The 19,043-nt window shown below is 37.3% G+C and carries 5 protein-coding genes and 1 pseudogene; 3 read left to right on the top strand and 3 right to left on the bottom strand.

The features are described from left to right. Positions 1 to 42: 42 nt before the first annotated feature. Positions 43 to 3,159 carry a VCBS repeat-containing protein gene (locus tag IPK91_09490; protein ID MBK8297490.1) on the bottom strand — a complete coding sequence of 1,039 codons (3,117 nt, stop codon included), beginning with the start codon at positions 3,157 to 3,159 and terminating at the stop codon, positions 43 to 45. A 737-nt stretch (positions 3,160 to 3,896) separates the two neighbouring features. On the opposite strand from IPK91_09490, the pseudogene IPK91_09485 reads away from it, so the two are divergent. Then, positions 3,897 to 5,050 (top strand): annotated as a pseudogene (locus IPK91_09485) (ATP-binding protein). Positions 5,051 to 5,227: 177 nt separating this feature from the next. Then, a complete protein-coding gene (locus tag IPK91_09480) occupies positions 5,228 to 8,818 on the top strand; it encodes an HYR domain-containing protein (protein MBK8297489.1) in 3,591 nt (1,196 codons plus the stop codon). A 253-nt stretch (positions 8,819 to 9,071) separates the two neighbouring features. Here the strand turns inward: IPK91_09480 and IPK91_09475 are convergent, their stop codons facing one another. Continuing rightward, a complete protein-coding gene (locus IPK91_09475) occupies positions 9,072 to 13,337 on the bottom strand; it encodes an HYR domain-containing protein (GenBank protein MBK8297488.1) in 4,266 nt (1,421 codons plus the stop codon). Positions 13,338 to 14,061: 724 nt separating this feature from the next. On the opposite strand from IPK91_09475, the gene IPK91_09470 reads away from it, so the two are divergent. Continuing rightward, entirely contained in the window at positions 14,062 to 17,022 is a 2,961-nt protein-coding gene (locus IPK91_09470; protein ID MBK8297487.1) for a CHAT domain-containing protein, read from the top strand. 106 nt (positions 17,023 to 17,128) lie between these two features. Here the strand turns inward: IPK91_09470 and IPK91_09465 are convergent, their stop codons facing one another. Next, positions 17,129 to 18,298, bottom strand: a complete 1,170-nt coding sequence (locus tag IPK91_09465) for a hypothetical protein (protein MBK8297486.1) — start codon at positions 18,296 to 18,298, stop codon at positions 17,129 to 17,131. Positions 18,299 to 19,043 lie beyond the last annotated feature (745 nt).

The following is a 19,043-nucleotide window of genomic DNA, read 5'->3' as shown; positions in this document are numbered from 1 at the left end:
AATTGATTGCAATCTAAATGCAATATTTGAATTCCAAACTATTTATAATTTAATTAGTTTAAATAGCGCTGCTACGGTCGTGTTATCCAGTTTAAGAAAATAGATGCCACTTGGAAACTGCGTTAAATTTAAATTGAATGTTTTGCTAAATTGACCTTCCTGAATCAATTTTCCAAGCTCATTTATAACTTGATACTTGATAAGCTCGTATGGAAAATTGGTATGAATATGAAATATATCTTTTGAAGGATTTGGTGAAATTTTAAATCGTTCATTTTCACTGGTAGTTATAATTTTAGAGAATATAAATTGAATCTGATTTGAAGTGTCTGATGAGCAAGCATTTTCAGTTACTACTGAATAGAAGGTTCCATTGCTAATAGGAGTATATTCCTGAGCTGTAGCCCCAGCGATGGATCCATTTAAATCATGCCATTGGTTACCAGATTGAACACTTGAATGGAGCGAATTTCCAATAAGGCTAACAACCGGGGTGGTGGGTTTACCAGAAATAGTAAATGATTGTTCGGGTGCCCAAGCACTTGCAGTCTGTGCCTGATCAACTGCTTTAACGCTCCAGTAGTAGGTTCCGGGTTGTAAGTTATTTAAGTTGTAAAAGTTATTCTGGATATAGTTACTATTATGTATCGATGCCACATCGGAAGCTCCCGGGTTACTGCCAACATAAATTTCATAAAATAATGTGTTTACCGGTGAATGATCATCCGCAGATTCCTTCCACGAAAATTCAACTTTATTACAGCCCGTTTTGGTAATAAGTAATTCGGGAATAGATGGAGGTAAATTATCGTATAAGTTACAATTTTTATACAACTTGTTTGCTTGTTCGTAATGTCCTTCCCGAATTACATCAAGTTTTCCATCATTATTGTAGTCTGTAAATGATATGTTTTTTCCCTGCCAATTTTTAGGAACCCAAGTCGGTTTGAATTGGTCTTCTTCTGCCAATTGATATCCTTCAATCGTTATTATATCAGAGAAATCAGCAGGGAGATATGCATCAATCGAATTGAAATTATCCTGACCATCGTTGCGTATAATTCTTGGAGCTGAACGATAAATGACAGAAGGGGTCCCTCCACCAGTACCTCCAACAGACCATTGCATTCCGAGAGCTCCAAGAATCAATATGTCCAAATCACCATCATTGTCATAATCACCCCAATCTATTGAGCTGTATGCATAAATAACCCATTTTTTATAACTGATTTGTTTTTCAAAGTTAATTCCTTGTAGATTTTTAAATATATCCAATGTAGCAGCAGGCCTCGTATCAACACTTAGGATTCCACCTGGATAAGTGACAGAGATGTCCGCGCGATTTCCAGTTATTGAAATATCAGGCCAACCATCATTGTCGTAATCTCCGAATTTCGCACAGCCGTTGTCCACATTAGTAAAATGCATTCCGGTTTCAAATAAATTCCCATTGTCATTGCGATACAACAAAGTATTACGCTTGGTTCCATCATGTCCAGTAAGAAGCACATCTGCATCCCCATCATTATCGTAATCACCTATATTACAAGAACTATTTTTTAGTAATGGTAAATTATGTGGCAACTCTATGAATTCTTCATTTAATACACTAAATATTTTACAAATTATGGTATTTCCATTTCCCTCGCCTCCTAAAAGAATTTCATGACTCCCATCTTGATCGAGGTCAAAACTTTCAATATATCCTTCTTTGATTCCAGGAATGTTAATATTCATAAGTTCAAAATTTCCTATATTGTTTTTATATACAAAGCTTCGACAAGTTGAATCCTTGCTTTGGTATCCGCTTAAGATAAAATCATTCCACCCATCGTTATTAAAATCAATCCAGAGTGCTGAGGACAAACTTAAACGAGGAAGTTGGATATTCACCAGTTCAAAAGTGTCGTTACCCATATATCTATACAGCGAAGATGAATCGAAGCCCGTAACGAGCATATCCTTAAAACCATCTTTATCATAATCAGCCATTTTAATATTTCCCTTGTAATTTGTAAAAAAGTTTTGCTTCAGCTCATGGAACAACTGTACTTTAAAATATCTGGAAATGAATTGATTTTTTTGACAGTTACCACTATTCAAAACAGCAGTGATTTGATTAAAGCCCTCATAATTGTAATAAACTTCATATGGCCCTGCTCCGCTACCTGACAATACCTTGCCTTGTCCGAAATCCCAAACTAATTTATCGGATAATTCTTGCTCTCCAATAAATTTTACAATAACATTTGATGGTGCAGTTTTTGATTGTTCAACATGGATGTCGTAAGGGGTCGAAGAAAGTTGAAAGAAAAGCTTTCGAATGGATTTTTCATTTTTTAAGTTAAATTGCCTGATAGGGTGTACATAATTATATGGATGACTCTTAGGGTGTTTGTAAGAAACACTATCAAAGAGTGCGAAATACCAGGCTTCTGACTTTGAGAACTCTGAGGATGACCAATAATTGTATGCATTCGGGGGTACGATGCCGAGATGACCAATATTTTTTAGAAGCAATTCTAATTCCTCCTTTGATGGCAAATACCAGTCCGAATAATTATTTAAATTTAAAGTGTCACAAAAATAAGCAGCTATATTGGTTTCCTTACATTGTGCAATAATGTCTAAGGTATTTTGCTTCCCATCTCCGATCCCTAATAAATCGCTGCCGTTTATTTCTTGTCCATAACAGCCCCAAGCCATAAATTTAGTGGGAATAGTTGAAGCTATTAAAGCAAGATCTTTAGTTGCATGATAGAAGTAACCTCCTCTAAGAAAGCTGCCAAAAGGTAACTGCTTAATATTGTTCACAATACGATATTTGAAAACATTGCTGAATTGTGGACATGAATCCTGAATAAATACCAACTTAGCTCTGAGCTGTGCCAATCCTTCTAAACTATCCGGGACTGAAAATGCAAATGGATTTATCGTTGCCCCTGAAATATTTATCCAGCTGGAAAATGAATCACCGCGAATCTGCCATTGTATTTTAAAACCACTGGTATCCTTGAGTTCTAAAATCAAGGTATCTCCACTAAGTATGGATTCTTCTTGAGAAAATGCAGCATGACTAAATGTAAAAAATGTTAAAAGTATTGCTATAAACCTCCACTTATTTGCTATAACGTAATTTGGAGTTCCTGAATTAAACATAAATTAATTATTTGTTTCCCAATAATACTTCCTTTGATAGGCATTATGGACAAAGCTTTAATTTCGGTAATTATTAGTAAAATCTGGTGAATTCTAAGCTAAAGTCCAGCTGATAAATTCTCACCAACAGATTCATTTAAAAACATTAATGTAGCATAAAGAAATGAGCCCAATAGACTAGGTGATAAGTATGGTCTCATTTTTTCTTAAATAGATCTAATAAAGTGGTTTCAAATTCAGGATTTGGTTTATGTTTAGAAAGCAAAAGAAAGGTGAAGAGTGAAACGTGTTATATTTCTAAAAAGTTAATTATAATGAAATTGCGCAGAGAACAAACTTATTCACCCCCTACTAGCTTTAAATTTCACAAGATGACAATGTCCAATTCTATGAGATTTTAATCTGCAAATAAAATATTTTCCAAAAGTCTTTCTGTATTGCTTTTAGGGCTGCCACTGAAATCGGGTTTTATTTTGGATTTTAATTTTAGGCCCTAGGCAAATCGCATTTGTAAGTTTTGATTGTTTTCAATACAACTTACCTATTAAAAAATGCCTGGTACATTACTTATAGTTTGAATTATTTAAACTAATTCTGTAATTTCAAGAACCAATATTATTATTTAATATTTACTTAAAACTATGATAATCAAGTTAATATAAATAATAAAAATTTCCAATTATCAATAAAATGCTTTTTATGGAATTAAATTCCATAAAAAGCTGTATTTTTTAAAAATGGTACCCAGAGTAGCTGAGAAAAAACTGTTGGAACTAGCTTCTAGTTTCAAGTCGGTCGCTGTGACAGGCCCACACCAAACAGGAAAAACGACTTTGGTCAAATACCTTTTTAAAGATAAACCCTACGTATCTTTAGAAAACCCAGATTTTAGAAACTTTGCACTAGAAGACCCTCGTCGATTTCTACAAACGTATTCTAATGGTGCAGTATTAGATGAAATCCAAAGAGTGCCTGATTTGTTTTCTTATCTCCAGGAACTATTGGACAATTCAAGTCAAAAAGGTTTATTTGTATTTTCAGGTTCTAATAATTATTTATTACAACAAAATATTTCTCAGTCACTAGCTGGCAGAGTAGCTTTCATGAACCTCTTGCCTTTTTCTTTAAGCGAATTAAATTATGGACATTATTTATACCCACATCAGATGATGAGTTAATGCTCAAAGGTTTTTATCCACCAATCTATGACCAAAATATTCCATCAACAGATTGGTGTGCAAATTATATCAGTACCTATATTGAAAAAGATGTTCGGCAAATTAAGAATATTTTTGACCTTCATACGTTTGAAAAATTATTAAGCTTGTTGGCAGGCCGAGTTGGTCAGGAACTCAATCTCAGTAGTTTGTCTGTAGAACTTGGAGTTGATATTAAAACAATAAAATCCTGGATTGGAATATTAGAGAGCAGTTTTATAATTTACTTATTAAAACCTCATTACATTAACTTTAATAAAACCCTGATAAAAAGACCCAAACTTTATTTTCATGACACAAGTCTTGTCTGTTATCTTTTGAAAATTTATTCATCAAATCAATTAGCAATCAATGCTTATAGAGGTCCAATTTTTGAAAACATGGTTATTAGTGAATTATTAAAACATTATACAAATTTAGCCATACCTTCTCAACTATATTATTGGAGAGATAAATCTGGATTGGAAATTGATTTGATTTTAGATAATGGTACCGAGCAAATACCCATTGAAATTAAATCTGGACAAACCATCACATCAGAGTATTTTAAAAATAGTTCTAGGTTCATTAAAATAAGCGGAGCAAAACGAGCAATCATTCTTTATGGAGGTAAAGAAACGCAATTGAGAAACGAATCCATCCAAATAATGCCATGGAGGAATTTTTCCATATAATTTATTATCCTAAACATAGCCATTCTAGCTTTCCTCCCTTCAGACTTCCTTTCTAAAGACTAATTTTTCTTCTTTCCAATAAATTCCCTATCTTCACAGTTCCTCTCGTCGACTTTTCATTAATTACAGCCCTGGCTTTTCGCTGCCATAGTTTTTACAATTTTCAAATTCAAAACTATGGAATCTCAAAAGACTTTAATTTTAAGGCGGGTATTCATGCTCGTTTTGGTGTTACTTGCATGTAACAGTAACTATGGCCAACCCAAAAAATCATTTAATTTCTTCCGGGCAAAAACCCGGATTGCTGCATGTACTGTAGCACCGATTATTACTTGTCCTCCTGATTTTCATGCCTGTCCGGGCGTTTCAACCGGACCAGGGAATACTGGCTTTGCAAGCGCAATACCAGGCGGACCAAATTGCAGTCCTCCCTTAATTAGCTTTAGAGATGCCGTCATTTCTTCCGGACCTTGCGTTGGAGCTATTGAAATTAACAGAGTATGGACCGCCAGCGATCCTCAGGATCCGATTTTAAATTCTTCCTGCCTCCAGAAAATTATCCTTAAAGACGATGAAGCACCTACCATTATTAATTGTCCGCGAGACACCAGCGTCATGGCAAACAGCAATTGTTTTGCAAATGTATTTTGGAACCCTCCGTCTGTTTTTGATAATTGTGGTAAATTGTTTTTAAGTGCTAGCCACATTTCTGGTGACCAGTTTCCTATTGGGATCACAGGAGTTTCTTACAATGCGGAAGATCCTTGTGCAAATAAAAGCAGTTGCAGCTTTAATATAACCGTTATCGGTTCTTGTTGCGATACGCCGCCTTTGATTACCTGCCCTGCAGATTATTCCGGTTGTCCTAATGACGGACTGGACCCCACAATCACCGGACAACTTACCATATCGCCTGGGTCTGCACGATGCAATCCGCCCGTGTATAGATACCGAGATTCAGTCCTATTTAGAGGAGCCTGTCCGGGTGAAATTCGGTTGATCCGCATTTGGGAAGCCTTTGATCCAATTGATACCACGAAATATGCATTTTGTCTGCAAACGATTGAATTGAAAGATGATGCCGCACCGGTGATTACTTGTTGTCCTGCTGACATAACCGTAAGTCCGGGTATTAATTGCAAAACAACAGTACATTGGAAAGCACCTGCAGTTAGTGATGGATGCAGTGGAGTTGTATTGCAATCAAGCATAGCTTCCGGAAGCAGTTTTAATGTGGGTACCAGTCCCATATTATATACTGCAACCGACGTTTGTGGTAAATCAGCGACCTGCAGTTTTACAATAACAGTTTCAGAATGTTGTAATGTCAATCCAAAAATAAAATGCCCTGCTGATTATGTGGCTTGTCCAGGTTCTTCTCTTGAACCCTCACACACAGGAATGGCAATAGCTGATCCTGGAAATCCTGGATGTGCAGATCCAATTATAAAATTTGAAGATCTGAAGATTTCTGAAGGTCCATGTTATGGAGCCATTCATATTGTACGGATTTGGACAGCAACCGATCCAAATGATCCTAAATTGAAAGCAAGTTGTTTACAAAGCATTCAATTGAAAGACAGCATTCCACCTCAATTTATTTCGGGACCCAGAGATACTTTTGTAAGCATTGATACATTGACATGTTTAGCTATTGTAAACTGGGCAGAACCTGTAGTCTTAGATAATTGTAAAATTGCTTCTTTAACGAGTAATTATAAATCAGGAACTGCATTTCCTCCCGGATTAAATGCAGTTATTTATACAGCAATTGATTCTTGTGGAAATATCAGTTCGTATTCATTTAAAATACTTGTAACTGGAAATTGTTGTAATAAACCGCCAGTGATCAAATGTCCTTCAGATTATTATGGATGCCCTGAAGCCAATTGCAATGCTTCAAGATCAGGCACTGCAACTGCAATTCCTGGTTCGGTTTCTTGTGAAATTCCAATCATCACCTATTCGGATATTTTGATAAAAAATTATCCCTGTTTAAATGCAAAACGGTTTAAGCGGATTTGGCGTGCAACCGATCCTAAAAACAGCAAGTTGTATTCAGAATGTACACAAATTATTGATTTAAATGATACCATAGCTCCTGTGTTTACGTATTGCACTCCTGATATTACAGTGGATGCGAAAGGTGATTGCGAAGCAGCCGCCTGGTGGAATCCACCCATTGCTATAGATAATTGTAGTATCAAACAACTAACTTCAAATTATAAGCCCGGTAATGTTTTTCCAGCGGGTACTACGATTGTTGTGTATTCAGCATATGACCATTGTGGAAACATTACAAATCACAGTTTTAAAGTTACAGTTTTGGGTAATGGATTAAAAATTCATTGTCCACCAAATATTACAGTAGATAAAGATCCCAATGTGAATGGAGCCATTGTCAACTGGAATCATCCCAATGTTACCACCTGCAAACCATGCAAAGACACCATACCCGGATTTGTATATATGGGTACCTATTTAGGGAATCGGTATTTCTGTTCGCGACAAACTGCTACCTGGCCGGATGCAAAATATATTTGTGAAAGCGTTGGTGGCAAATTATGTGTGATGAATTCTTTGGATGAAAATCAATGGGTGGCTTCCAAACTAATGGGACAAACTGCTTATATTGGATTGCATGATAGTCGCATCGAAGGATTGTTTGAATGGATCGATGGCAGTCCGATATTATTTACCAATTGGTATGCTGGACAACCCAACGATGCCAATGGAAATCAGGATTACGTAGAATTAATACCGGATGGAACCTGGAATGATCAATACAATTCTACTACACGAGAATTTATTTGTAAAATGCCATGTTATACCCTTAAACAAATAGAAGGACCACCTTGTGGAAGTTTATTTCCTTGTGGAACAACAAAAGTTACCTATGTTGCATACCAAGGCAGTGTAAGTGATACCTGTAGTTTTTATGTCACTGTGAATTGTAATAATACCTATTGTGCCTCTAAAGGATCCGATTGCAGTATCATGTGGATCCAGTGTGTAAAATTGGCAAATGTTGACAATTGTTCTGGTCCAAATGGAGGTTATAAATATTTTCCGAATCCTTGCATAGAAGTCATCACAGGTCAAACCTATAATTTATGCTTAACACCTGGATATTCCGGTACGGCATACACTGCTTATTGGAAAGTTTGGATCGATTTTAATGGCGATGGTGATTTTGAAGATGCGGGTGAATTATTTGCATATGGAAATGGCAATACCCGTATTTGTGGGAATGTAACCATACCGGGATGCACTCCAAAGTCAACACGGATGCGGGTATCTATGTCTTATGGTTCCTATCCTCCCAATTCCTGTTGCAATTTTGCATATGGTGAAGTGGAAGATTACTGCATCAACATTGCAAATAATTTTAATGGAGGAACCAACAGTTTGATTTCAGAAAATAAAACGATTTATCGTTTGTTGTGCGCAGAAAATTGCATTGATGCTAAAAGCGAGGACGGAGCTATACCATCTGATCAGCAAAGCAGTTTCTTTGAATTGAACGATCAATTAGTTGCTTTTCCCAATCCGGCAACTGACAACATCAGTGTAGCTTTAAAAACAGGAATGCTGCGAAGCATTCGAATTTTTAATAATCAAGGCAAACAAGCCGAGTACATTCAATTTGATGATGAGTTAAAATTGCATACCATCACTATTCGCAACTGGCCCGAAGGATTGTATGTAATTCAGGCAGAAGATCTCAATGGTAAAATGTACAACGGAAAATTTGAATTGATACGATAAGAACAACATAATAAAAAAACCCAACTCAATTTACTTATTGAGTTGGGTTTTTTTATTTGGAAGAGGTGTACTTAAACCCAGATTTTTCTTTAACTTTCTGTTACGAGCCAAAATTCCTTCAAACTCAAGCACGTACTCATATTTTTATCCTCAACCAATTATGACTATGCCTGCGGTAAAAATATGAGTACTAGATTTCATTGGACTTTTGACTCTTACTACGAAACTCAACTGATAAATTTGGGTTTAAATATTATTCAAGAATTGTAAGTTTTTTAATCAGACGCTGTTTAGTTGATTCAATCACCACAAAGTATAATCCGGGACTTACGGACTGATTAAAATGAGAGATTGATATATCAATTTCTATTGTTGGAAATTGAATCTGTTTTGTATAAACAGAAAATCCTCGGCAATCAATTATTTTGATTTGAGCATTCTCAACGAAATCTTTAAAAGTAAGAATAAATCCCTCTTTAACCGGATTGGGTGAGATGACAAATTCATTCAGATCAAGATTTGATTGTGCTTTATGCAAAGATTCATAGTAATTTAAATATTGAATAGCCTCTTCAAATTTTTCCAAATTGCCACCACAGGATGCATTGCCACATGGCCCCAGATAACCACCAGCATTGATATGGGTTTGTAATGCTGAATAATAAGTACAAACAGTTTTATAACCACCTGAAGGTGTTTTCGTACAAACCTGTACTTTTGAATTTCCACTGCATTTCCAGGCAGAAATAATTGAAGCAAACGCAGGTGGATATTTGCAATCTGGTTTACCATCATTATTATTATCTATTTTATCATTACCGCCCGGACACACATCACAAACGTTTCCAACACCATCACAATCCGAATCGGCTTGGTTTGAATTTGAAACAGTGGGGCAATTATCCAGACAATCAGATATTCCGTCATTATCCATATCAAAGTCTTCATCAATTTCTCCATCACAATCATCATCTATGTCATTACATATCTCAGTTCTGGCATTTATAGTTACTGTGAAAGTACAGGTTTTGGAATTTCCGCTTACATCAGTTACTGTAACCAATACAGTAGTGACTCCGATATTAAATGTTGATCCACTATTAGGAGTGTAGCTGATAGTAGATACTTCACAATTATCAGTAGCCGTAGCAGTATAAGTCATCACTTTTGTGCAACTTCCTAAAGAATTACTGTCAACCTTATTGCTCGGACAGGTTACTGAAGGAATTTGTGTATCATTTACCGTTACAGTGAAACTACAAGTTTTTGTGTTATTGCTTGCGTCAGTTACTTTAAAAGTATTGGTGGTTATCCCTACTGGAAATGCGGACCCACTTGCCAAACCTGCTGTTCTAACAGTAATTGCTCCTGTACAATTATCGGTTCCTGTTGGTGCTGTATAATTAACAACAGCAGAACAAACGCCTGCATCGTTTGAAACTTCCTGATTAGAAGGACAAGTGATTGTTGGAGCTTGTGTATCATTTACTGTTACAGTGAAACTACAAGTTTTTGTGTTATTGCTTGCGTCAGTTACTTTAAAAGTATTGGTGGTTATCCCTACTAGAAATGCGGACCCACTTGCCAAACCTGCTGTTCTAACAGTAATTGCTCCTGTACAATTATCGGTTCCTGTTGGTGCTGTATAATTAACAACAGCAGAACAAACGCCTGCATCGTTTGAAACTTCCTGATTAGAAGGACAAGTGATTGTTGGAGCTTGTGTATCATTTACTGTTACAGTGAAACTACAAGTTTTTGTGTTATTGCTTGCGTCAGTTACTCTAAACGTATTGGTTGTGACCCCAACTGGAAAAGGGGAACCGCTAGCTAAGCCAGAAGTTTGAGTTGTTGTTTGGCCTGAACAATTATCTGTTCCAATGGGAGGGGTATAAGTTGCGATAACAGAACAGACATCAGCATCATTCGATAAACTCTGATTTGATGGGCAGCTTATTGATGGTAAGATAATATCAATGTAATCCAAAACTTTTGTATGACTTGCGGTGCATCCATTATCATCCGTTACGGTTACTGAGTAGCTACCTTCCAACAGATTGCTAAGATCCTGACTATCATTGTCAGGATTTTCCGGTCCATCATTACTCCAATCATAAGTGATCGTTCCCACCCCACCGGAGATACTTAAATCAATTGAGCCATCCGAAACAAAACAATTGCTTGGTGTAACAATGGATGAACTTAATGAAATGGCTGCCGGTTGCGTAATTGTTGCAGAGATTGTTTTCGTACATCCATTAGCGTCTGTTACTGTCACCGTATATCCTCCAGCTGATATTCCTGTAAGATCCTGAATGGTTGCATTATTTGACCACATATAAGTATATGCTGAAGCCCCACCAGTTGCAGTCAAATCAATTGAACCTGTAGAAGCTCCATTACATAAAACATTGACTTGATTGGTACTCAACATAATTGCACTTGGTTGAGTAATTGTATTAGAACTTGTTTTAGTGCATCCATTTGCATCGGTTACTGTAACAGAATAGGTACCCGCTGCTAAACCTGAAATATCCTGAGATGTTGCATTATTTGACCAAATATAATTATATCCTGGAGTTCCACCATTTACTGTCAAATCAATTGAGCCCGTTGAAGCTCCATTGCATAAAACATTGACTTTTGTAGTACTCAAAACAATCGCAGAAGGCTCTGTTATTGTTGTTGTAGCAGTACCGGTAAGTGCATTGGCGTCTGTAACAGTAATAGTATAGCCACCAGGTGTAAGGCCTGTAAGATTCTGGGTAGTTGAACCATTGCTCCACTGAAAAGTATAAGGAGTCGATCCATTGGTAACGGTAGTTGTAATCATACCATCTGCAGCTCCATTACAAGTAACATTCTTAGGTGTCAAGCTTGGGATTGGAGCAGGACAATAAGGCTTGCTGTTGGGTACACTCACATTATCAATAGTCATTGATTCATTATTTGAATTGAATTGTGCGCAAATTTGAATTTGAATGGTGCTTCCTGAAAGACCGGTTTTGGTAACAGTCAATGAACCACTCTGGTCCAATCCAGCAGCATATTGTATGGTTCCGACACCACCTCCTATCAAATTTGGAAGCGTGGTATAGCTTCCACCATCAATACTGTATTTTACATTTATGTATTCATCCGTCTGAACATCAAATCCAGTCCAACTAAGGTCAACTGAAAATTGCGTTCCTGTATTTAATGAAATCAAAGGGCTTGTCCAACAGATATCCTGATCAAAATCCTCACCCAGTAAAACGCCACTGGTGGTACGAAAAAAATCTACAGCATCTCGCCCAAAAGGAGCAGGAGGTTCAGGTGACCAGGAACTCATTGTCCAGGCAACAGCAGAAAAGTCATCCACATAATTTGCCAGGTAACCTTTATTTGGAACATTGAATTGTTCGTTATAGGCTACAGTTGGTTGGACCCCTATTGTTAAACTCTTCGTTGCTGTGCAGCCACTGGCATCAGTTACAGTAATGGTATAAGTTCCTGTACCTACAGCAATTAAATCCTGAGTATCATTGTCTGGATTTTCTGCTCCGTCATTACTCCAATCATAGGTGTAACCGGGTACACCTCCGCTAACATCAAGGCCAATTTCTCCATCTGAGTTTCCGCCACAACTGGCATCCAGTATCTGAGTAGTAAGTGTGATAGCAGGTGCATTTGAAATGCTTGCACTTGTTGTTGCTGTGCAAGAAGCCGCATCGGTAACGGTCACCGTATAAGTACCAACAGGTTTGTTGCTAATATCCTGTGTAGTTTCATTATTGGACCAGAGGTACGTGTAACCCGGAGTACCGGCACTGACTGTAAGATCAATTGCCCCGCTATTGGGATTAGAACAACCAACGGGTGTAACCACAATACTCAGTACTGGTGCGGCACAACCAACAGAAACACCTGATTGTGGTACACTTACATTATCTATAGTAACCATTTCTGCATTGGCGTTGGTAGAGACACAAACTCTGATCTTCAAAGTACTGCCACCGGGAATACCGGTTTGATTGATATGGACATTGTCGTTGAATGGGGCTCCTGATGCACCAAAAGGATAGGCTACGGTAGCGCAGGAATTGCCTCCTTTGACATTGGGGATCATGGTATAAGCACCTCCATTTACACTATAAAACACTTTTATGTAATCTCCAATACAGCCACCACCGGCAGCATCAGTGTCAAACCCCACCCATGTGAGGTCCATTTCTAAACTCACAGGATTAGCTGCAACCGTATTAATAAGTGGACTTTCCCAACAAACTTCCTGATCAAGGTCAATAGATTCTAATACACCAGCTGCCGTTGTATTGAAATAATCAGTTGGATCTCGTAAATCAGCTGTTTGGCACGTTCCGGTTGCATCCCATGAACTTAGTGTCCAGTTCATCGTTGTAAAGTCATTGGCACAACTAATTTTATAACCTTTGTTGATGGTTGGAAACGATTCCGAGTACTGTGCAGTTAAATTGCCAAGTACTAAGACACATAAGTTAAGGAAAAGGATATTTTTCATTTTTATTTTGTTTTAATAACTCTATAAGGATTTTCCTTGTACTATTCTAAAATTGACATAAGCAAATAGTTTAGTAAATTGGCGTTCGCTATAAACTGTTCCAAAACTAGTCAGTTTTATCAATAATATAAAATTAATGGAATTATATTAATTACAAGATATCAAAAGCTAAGCGATATTCAAATGTCCTGCGCTTATTTAATGATTCATAGTTATTTGTATTATTAAAATGTAAAGAATCGCTGGTGTTAAAAATTGTTTAGTTCTATTTCTTTAGAAGAATAGATTTACAATCCCTTTTAAGTAAATTTTTACCCGAAGATTTAAAGTTTATTTACTGGTACCGGCTTGGTTTGAAATAGAAAAAGGACTTGCTTTTTACCTGTTTTGAAATTTTAATTTAAATGGTTTAATTCTTATACTCAGAATTCGGGTATCGCAATTGCAATCATCATCGGTACTCACATCATTTCCACCGGTATCTCCTATCACTCTGATTTCATCAATAACGCTTTTTGTTCTTCCTTTCGAATCGCAAAAAATGTCTTCATTACTCAGATCAATTACTTCTTCTCTACCATCGCAACCATTATTTATTTCATTAAACCCTGAATTAATTAATATATGAAATACAAGTGATGTGTTTAAGGCACTGAATCGTTTTGAATTATAAATTGTGTGTCTAATTATATTGAATATTTTTACATTGAAAAAATAGGTGTAAATGAAGATAGGATTTCTGTTTTTTATCGTTTTAATGAATCAAAATATTTTTGCCCAATCTGTTGATTCGTCTGCCATTAATCAAGTGGACAGCCTCATCAAGGTTTCCCGCACCCTTACAGGGCAGCGGAACTTCGACAAAGCCCTCGAAGTGAATGCCGCTGCCGAAAAAATCGCCCTCGAAAAACTGGGGCGTGAGTCGGCGGCGTATGGCAGTTGTGCCTTCAATAGGGGCAGAGTGAATTATTTAAAAAAAGACCATCCCGAAGCTGAAATATGGTATCTTGAAGCCAAAGCCATCCGGGAAAAAGCTATCGGCAAGGAGCATCCCGACTATGTTTGGAGCCTGAACAACCTTGCGCTTTTGTACAAAGACATAGGCAACTACCAAAAAGCCGAACCCCTCTACCTTGAAGCCAAAGCTATCTCGGAAAAAACCGTCGGCAAGGTGCATCCCGACTATGCAATGATTTTAAACAACATGGCGGTTTGTTACAAGGAAATGGGCAACTATGAAAAAGCCGAACCCCTCTTCCTTGAAGCCAAAGCCATCCGGGAAAAAGCCCTCGGCAAGGAGCATCGCGACTATGCCCAAAGCCTGAGCAACCTGGCTGCTATGTACATGGAAATGAGCAACTATGAAAAAGCCGAACCCCTCTACCTCGAATCCAAAGCCATCCGGGAAAAAGCTATCGGCAAGGACCATCCAGACTATGCGGGGAGTCTTAATAACTTGGCAATTTTGTACTCGGACATGGGCAACTACCAAAAAGCTGAACCATTCTTCCTTGAAGCCAAAGCTATATGGGAAAAAGCCCTTGGCAAGGAGCATCCCGAATATGCAAGAAGCCTGAATAACCTTGCGATTTTATACAGGACCATGGGCAACTACGCAAAGGCCGAACCCCTCTACCTAGAAAACAAAGCCATCTGCGAAAAAGCCTTCGGCAAGGAGCATCCAGACTATGCAAGGAGCCTGAATAACCTTACAAATTTGTACTCAATCATGGGAAACTACGAAAAAGCCGAACCCCTCTACCTCGAATCCAAAGTCATCTATGAAAAAAGCTTCGGCAAGGAGCATCCCGACTATGCGAGGAGCCTGAGTAACCTGGCGCATTTGTTTAAGGACATGGGCAACTATGAAAAAGCAGAACCCCTTTACCTCGAATTATCCTCAGTAAATCAAAAGCTACTGGAAAAAGCCTTGCACCACCTCTCGGAGAGTGAACTGAAAAAGTACATGAAAAATTTTACCACAAGTCAAAGCCGGGCGCTATCCTTTATGCATCAAACTGCAGGGACGAAGGCAAGGGCTATCTGTTACGACAACAGTCTTTTTTATAAAGGTTTCTTGCTCAATGCCGCCAACCAAATTAAAAACCTGGCGCACACCGACGCCACGACCACCGAAAAATTCAACCTATTGAAGTCTTACGAGCGCCTCCTCGCTGCCCAATATGCTCTGCCCATTGCCGAACGTGACAGCGGAAAAGTCGCCGATTTGGAAGAAAAATCCAACACCCTCGAAAAAGACCTCGCCCACACTGTAGCAGGCTTCGGCGATGCCATGCGGCAGGTCAATTGGCAGGAAGTACAGCGCAATCTGGCGGCTGGTGAGGCGGCTGTCGAGTTCGTCCACTACGGGTTTGTCGAAATAAAGCAGACTGATAGCATAATGTACGCCGCCCTCTTACTTTTACCAGAAGCCCAACAGCCCATCTTCATTCTGCTTTTCGAAGAAAAATCATTAGACTCCTTGTTGCATTACAAATCAGAGCGAAAAGCAGATTATGTCAATTCATTATACACACTTCCAGATCGCGGTGCAATTGCCATCGAAGCACCCAAAAAATCATTATATGAAATTTTATGGCAGCCTTTGGAGAAAGAGTTATCAGGTATTAAAACCATTTATTTTTCACCAACTGGATTATTGCATCGAATCAACCTCGATGCCATTCCTGTTTCTGAGACAGAGACCTTAGCAGACCGATACAATTTAATAGCACTCAACAGTACCCGACAGTTGGTCATCCCTACACAAGTAAAAATTTCCAATAATGATGCCGTTCTATTTGGTGGTATTCAATTTGAACAAGACAGTATATTGCAAATTAATGAACCATTACTTGCATCAAGATCCCGAGGAGAATTAACTTTTAAGTCAGTGGATTCAACACTCAGAGGTGGCACATGGAATTACCTTGCAGGTACAGAACGCGAAGTCAACTCCATTGAAAAAATTATGAAGACTTCAGGAGTAAATGTTAGCTTGAAAAAAGGCTACCAAGCTACGGAGGAATCCTTCAAAAATATCGGTGCAAATAATTCTGCTTCTCCTAGGATATTACACATCGCTACACATGGTTACTTCTTTCCGGATCCTGACCGAGCGAACTCCGCAAAAAGCGGAGTGGCGCACGACAGTGCGACAAGCGAGGGAACTGCGAAAGCGGCTTCTTCAATTTCAAAAGCATCAATATCGGAGCAGGAATCTGTATTCAAAATATCAGATCACCCCATGCTTCGGTCCGGATTAATCATGGCCGGAGGCAATGCAGCTTGGCAAGGTAAACAAACGCTGGAAGGAAGAGAAGATGGAATATTGACTGCATATGAAATCAGCCAATTGAATTTAAGAAATACTGAATTAGTTGTTCTCTCAGCCTGTGAAACCGGACTTGGAGACATCCAAGGAGACGAAGGAGTGTATGGATTGCAACGTGCATTTAAAATTGCAGGTGCAAAATATTTGATCATGAGTTTGTGGCAGGTACCCGATAAGCAAACATCTTTATTAATGACTACTTTTTATAAAAAATGGCTGGAGGCGGCCGAAGGTCCCGACAAAGGCGGGAACAAGATGAGCATACCAGATGCATTTCATGCGGCGCAAAAAGAATTGCGTGACATGGGGCTGGATCCTTACCAATGGGCAGGATTTGTATTGGTAGAATGATTAATTAGTTGATAGTTGTCAGTTGTTAGGGGATAATTGTTAATTGGTTAAATTAATTCAATGAGCATTGCAGCATTGCAGAATAGTAGTATTGCAGCATTTGATTTTACCGGATTTGATACAAAAACTTTCGTTTGTCTGTAGGATCCTGAATTCTTGAGACCAATTCAACACCCCGGATCTTATAATATTCATGATTAATCTCTTTAATTAAATTAGATCGTTTGGAACGTTGCGTTTCTGCAGGGTTAATTTGGTCTATTCCAAAAGCAATGTCTAATTGTTCTTGACTAAGCGTTTGACCAGAATATTCCATAAGCCGTATCAGCATAGGATGCTCTAAAGGAGTGGATATTTGTTTTTTCGATTGTATTTGATTAAAATACCAAATACTAGCTAAAAATACCAAAAACATGAACGCATAGGTATAATAAATAGATTTGGATTTTTGTACAATTGGATGTGAAATATCTGAAAGGTTTTTATAAATTGAATCCAGAGCAATGTTAATTTTTTCTGTAGCATTTATAGAAACTGTAATTGAATCTCCACGTATTAAGACGAACGATTGTGGATTGACAGCAAGTAATTTAACCAAATGCGTAAGATCAGAATATTTGTAAGTCATAGCTGATTTATTAATAATCTGAAACGGATCAATGGATGTTATGTAATAATTATTGGTTTCATAATGGGTAGAAAATTTTAGTGCATCTAATTTTGGATCTGTTTGGAGAATGGTGAGTTGATGCGATTGTAAATTAATTTTATACAAACCCTGATGCTTATTAACCTGATTAATGTGTTGATTTCTGGATACAGGATTAATTATATATAAATAAGCTTCTTTAACAAAAGATACACCGGAACCAATATCTTGATCCGTTTCTATGATTTCGGTTTCCCATTCATTTCGTTCCCAATCATAACGGATTAAGTCCCCGTGTTCGCGCCAAAAACCATACCCACCAAAAGAATAGATTGAACCACTATAACCAAATTTTTTTGAAATAAAATTATAACCGTGATAGCTGGAATTAGAAACTAAATTCCATATTCCATTTTGCCATTTATACAGATTTAAACGACCATCTATTGCTAGGTATTTTTCATTATTTATTTCCAAAATTTCAAGGGTAACACAGGCAATTTTTTGTTGTTTAAAACTGTCCTGAATCAATAAAGATTGCTTGTAAATAGATTCGGTTTCAAAAGGGTCGGAATAAGGCAGGTGATCTGTATATATTATTTGGCCAAAGCCTTTAAAGCTTATCATTAAATAATTAAACAGTAGCAAACAAAGGGCTCGCATGAAGTTGGTTATGTTTCAAATATAGAAATAGGATCCTAAAAGTTTGAAGGAATTTTTTAATATCCTAGAATAAGTTCCTAAAATTAGATGTAATTTTCTAATTATTTGTAAATTTCAAAAAATATATTATTATATAATGTTTTAAAAATCAGTTAAATGCAATACGCGCAACCGGTTTAAACCGGTTATGTTTGGTTTCTATGCAGGCATGGGATTGCTTTGTAGAATAAATCTGATAAATGACTGAATTTCAGTCAAGCGTTCATTGAAGAAGTTGCTTTTCGTTTTGGTGCATTCCAGCATTTAATTTTTTTATTATTGAAATTCTTGTTTTTTTTCTTGAATGATTGGTTTCGCAAAAGGTGGTTTTACAGTAATTCTTGAGCCTAAAATCATTGATTAAATTAAAATTTTAACAAATGTGATACCATTTATTGAAATATGCTGCCGAATTTGAGAAATTTTAGAATGCATTTAATTCTAAACCTTATCTTAACAAATAGATATTATAAATATGTTTGGTTAAATTCTTCTAAACGGATCTTTTGTAGTAATTTAGCCGTATTGTATTTATAATAGCTTTTAAATAAGCTTAGTGTTCAATCCTAATTTCAATGTCTCAAAAACCAGACACTCAAAACATTGTTTGTATTCAAAATGACCCTCCGTTAAATGGCCGTAAGCAATCTTCATTATTGGCTTGCTGCCT

The sequence above is a fragment of the Saprospiraceae bacterium genome (assembly GCA_016712145.1).
Taxonomy (GTDB): Bacteria; Bacteroidota; Bacteroidia; order Chitinophagales; family Saprospiraceae; genus Vicinibacter.
Note: the sequence above shows the minus strand (reverse complement) of the source record. Positions and strands in the feature narration are given on the sequence as shown.

Bases quoted from the DNA above. Each gene is read 5' to 3' on its own strand.
- IPK91_09490 (MBK8297490.1), bottom strand. From the start codon at position 3,159: ATGTTTAATTCAGGAACTCCAAATTACGTTATAGCAAATAAGTGGAGG.
- IPK91_09480 (MBK8297489.1), top strand. From the start codon at position 5,228: ATGGAATCTCAAAAGACTTTAATTTTAAGGCGGGTATTCATGCTCGTT.
- IPK91_09475 (MBK8297488.1), bottom strand. From the start codon at position 13,337: ATGAAAAATATCCTTTTCCTTAACTTATGTGTCTTAGTACTTGGCAAT.
- IPK91_09470 (MBK8297487.1), top strand. From the start codon at position 14,062: ATGAAGATAGGATTTCTGTTTTTTATCGTTTTAATGAATCAAAATATT.
- IPK91_09465 (MBK8297486.1), bottom strand. From the start codon at position 18,298: ATGATAAGCTTTAAAGGCTTTGGCCAAATAATATATACAGATCACCTG.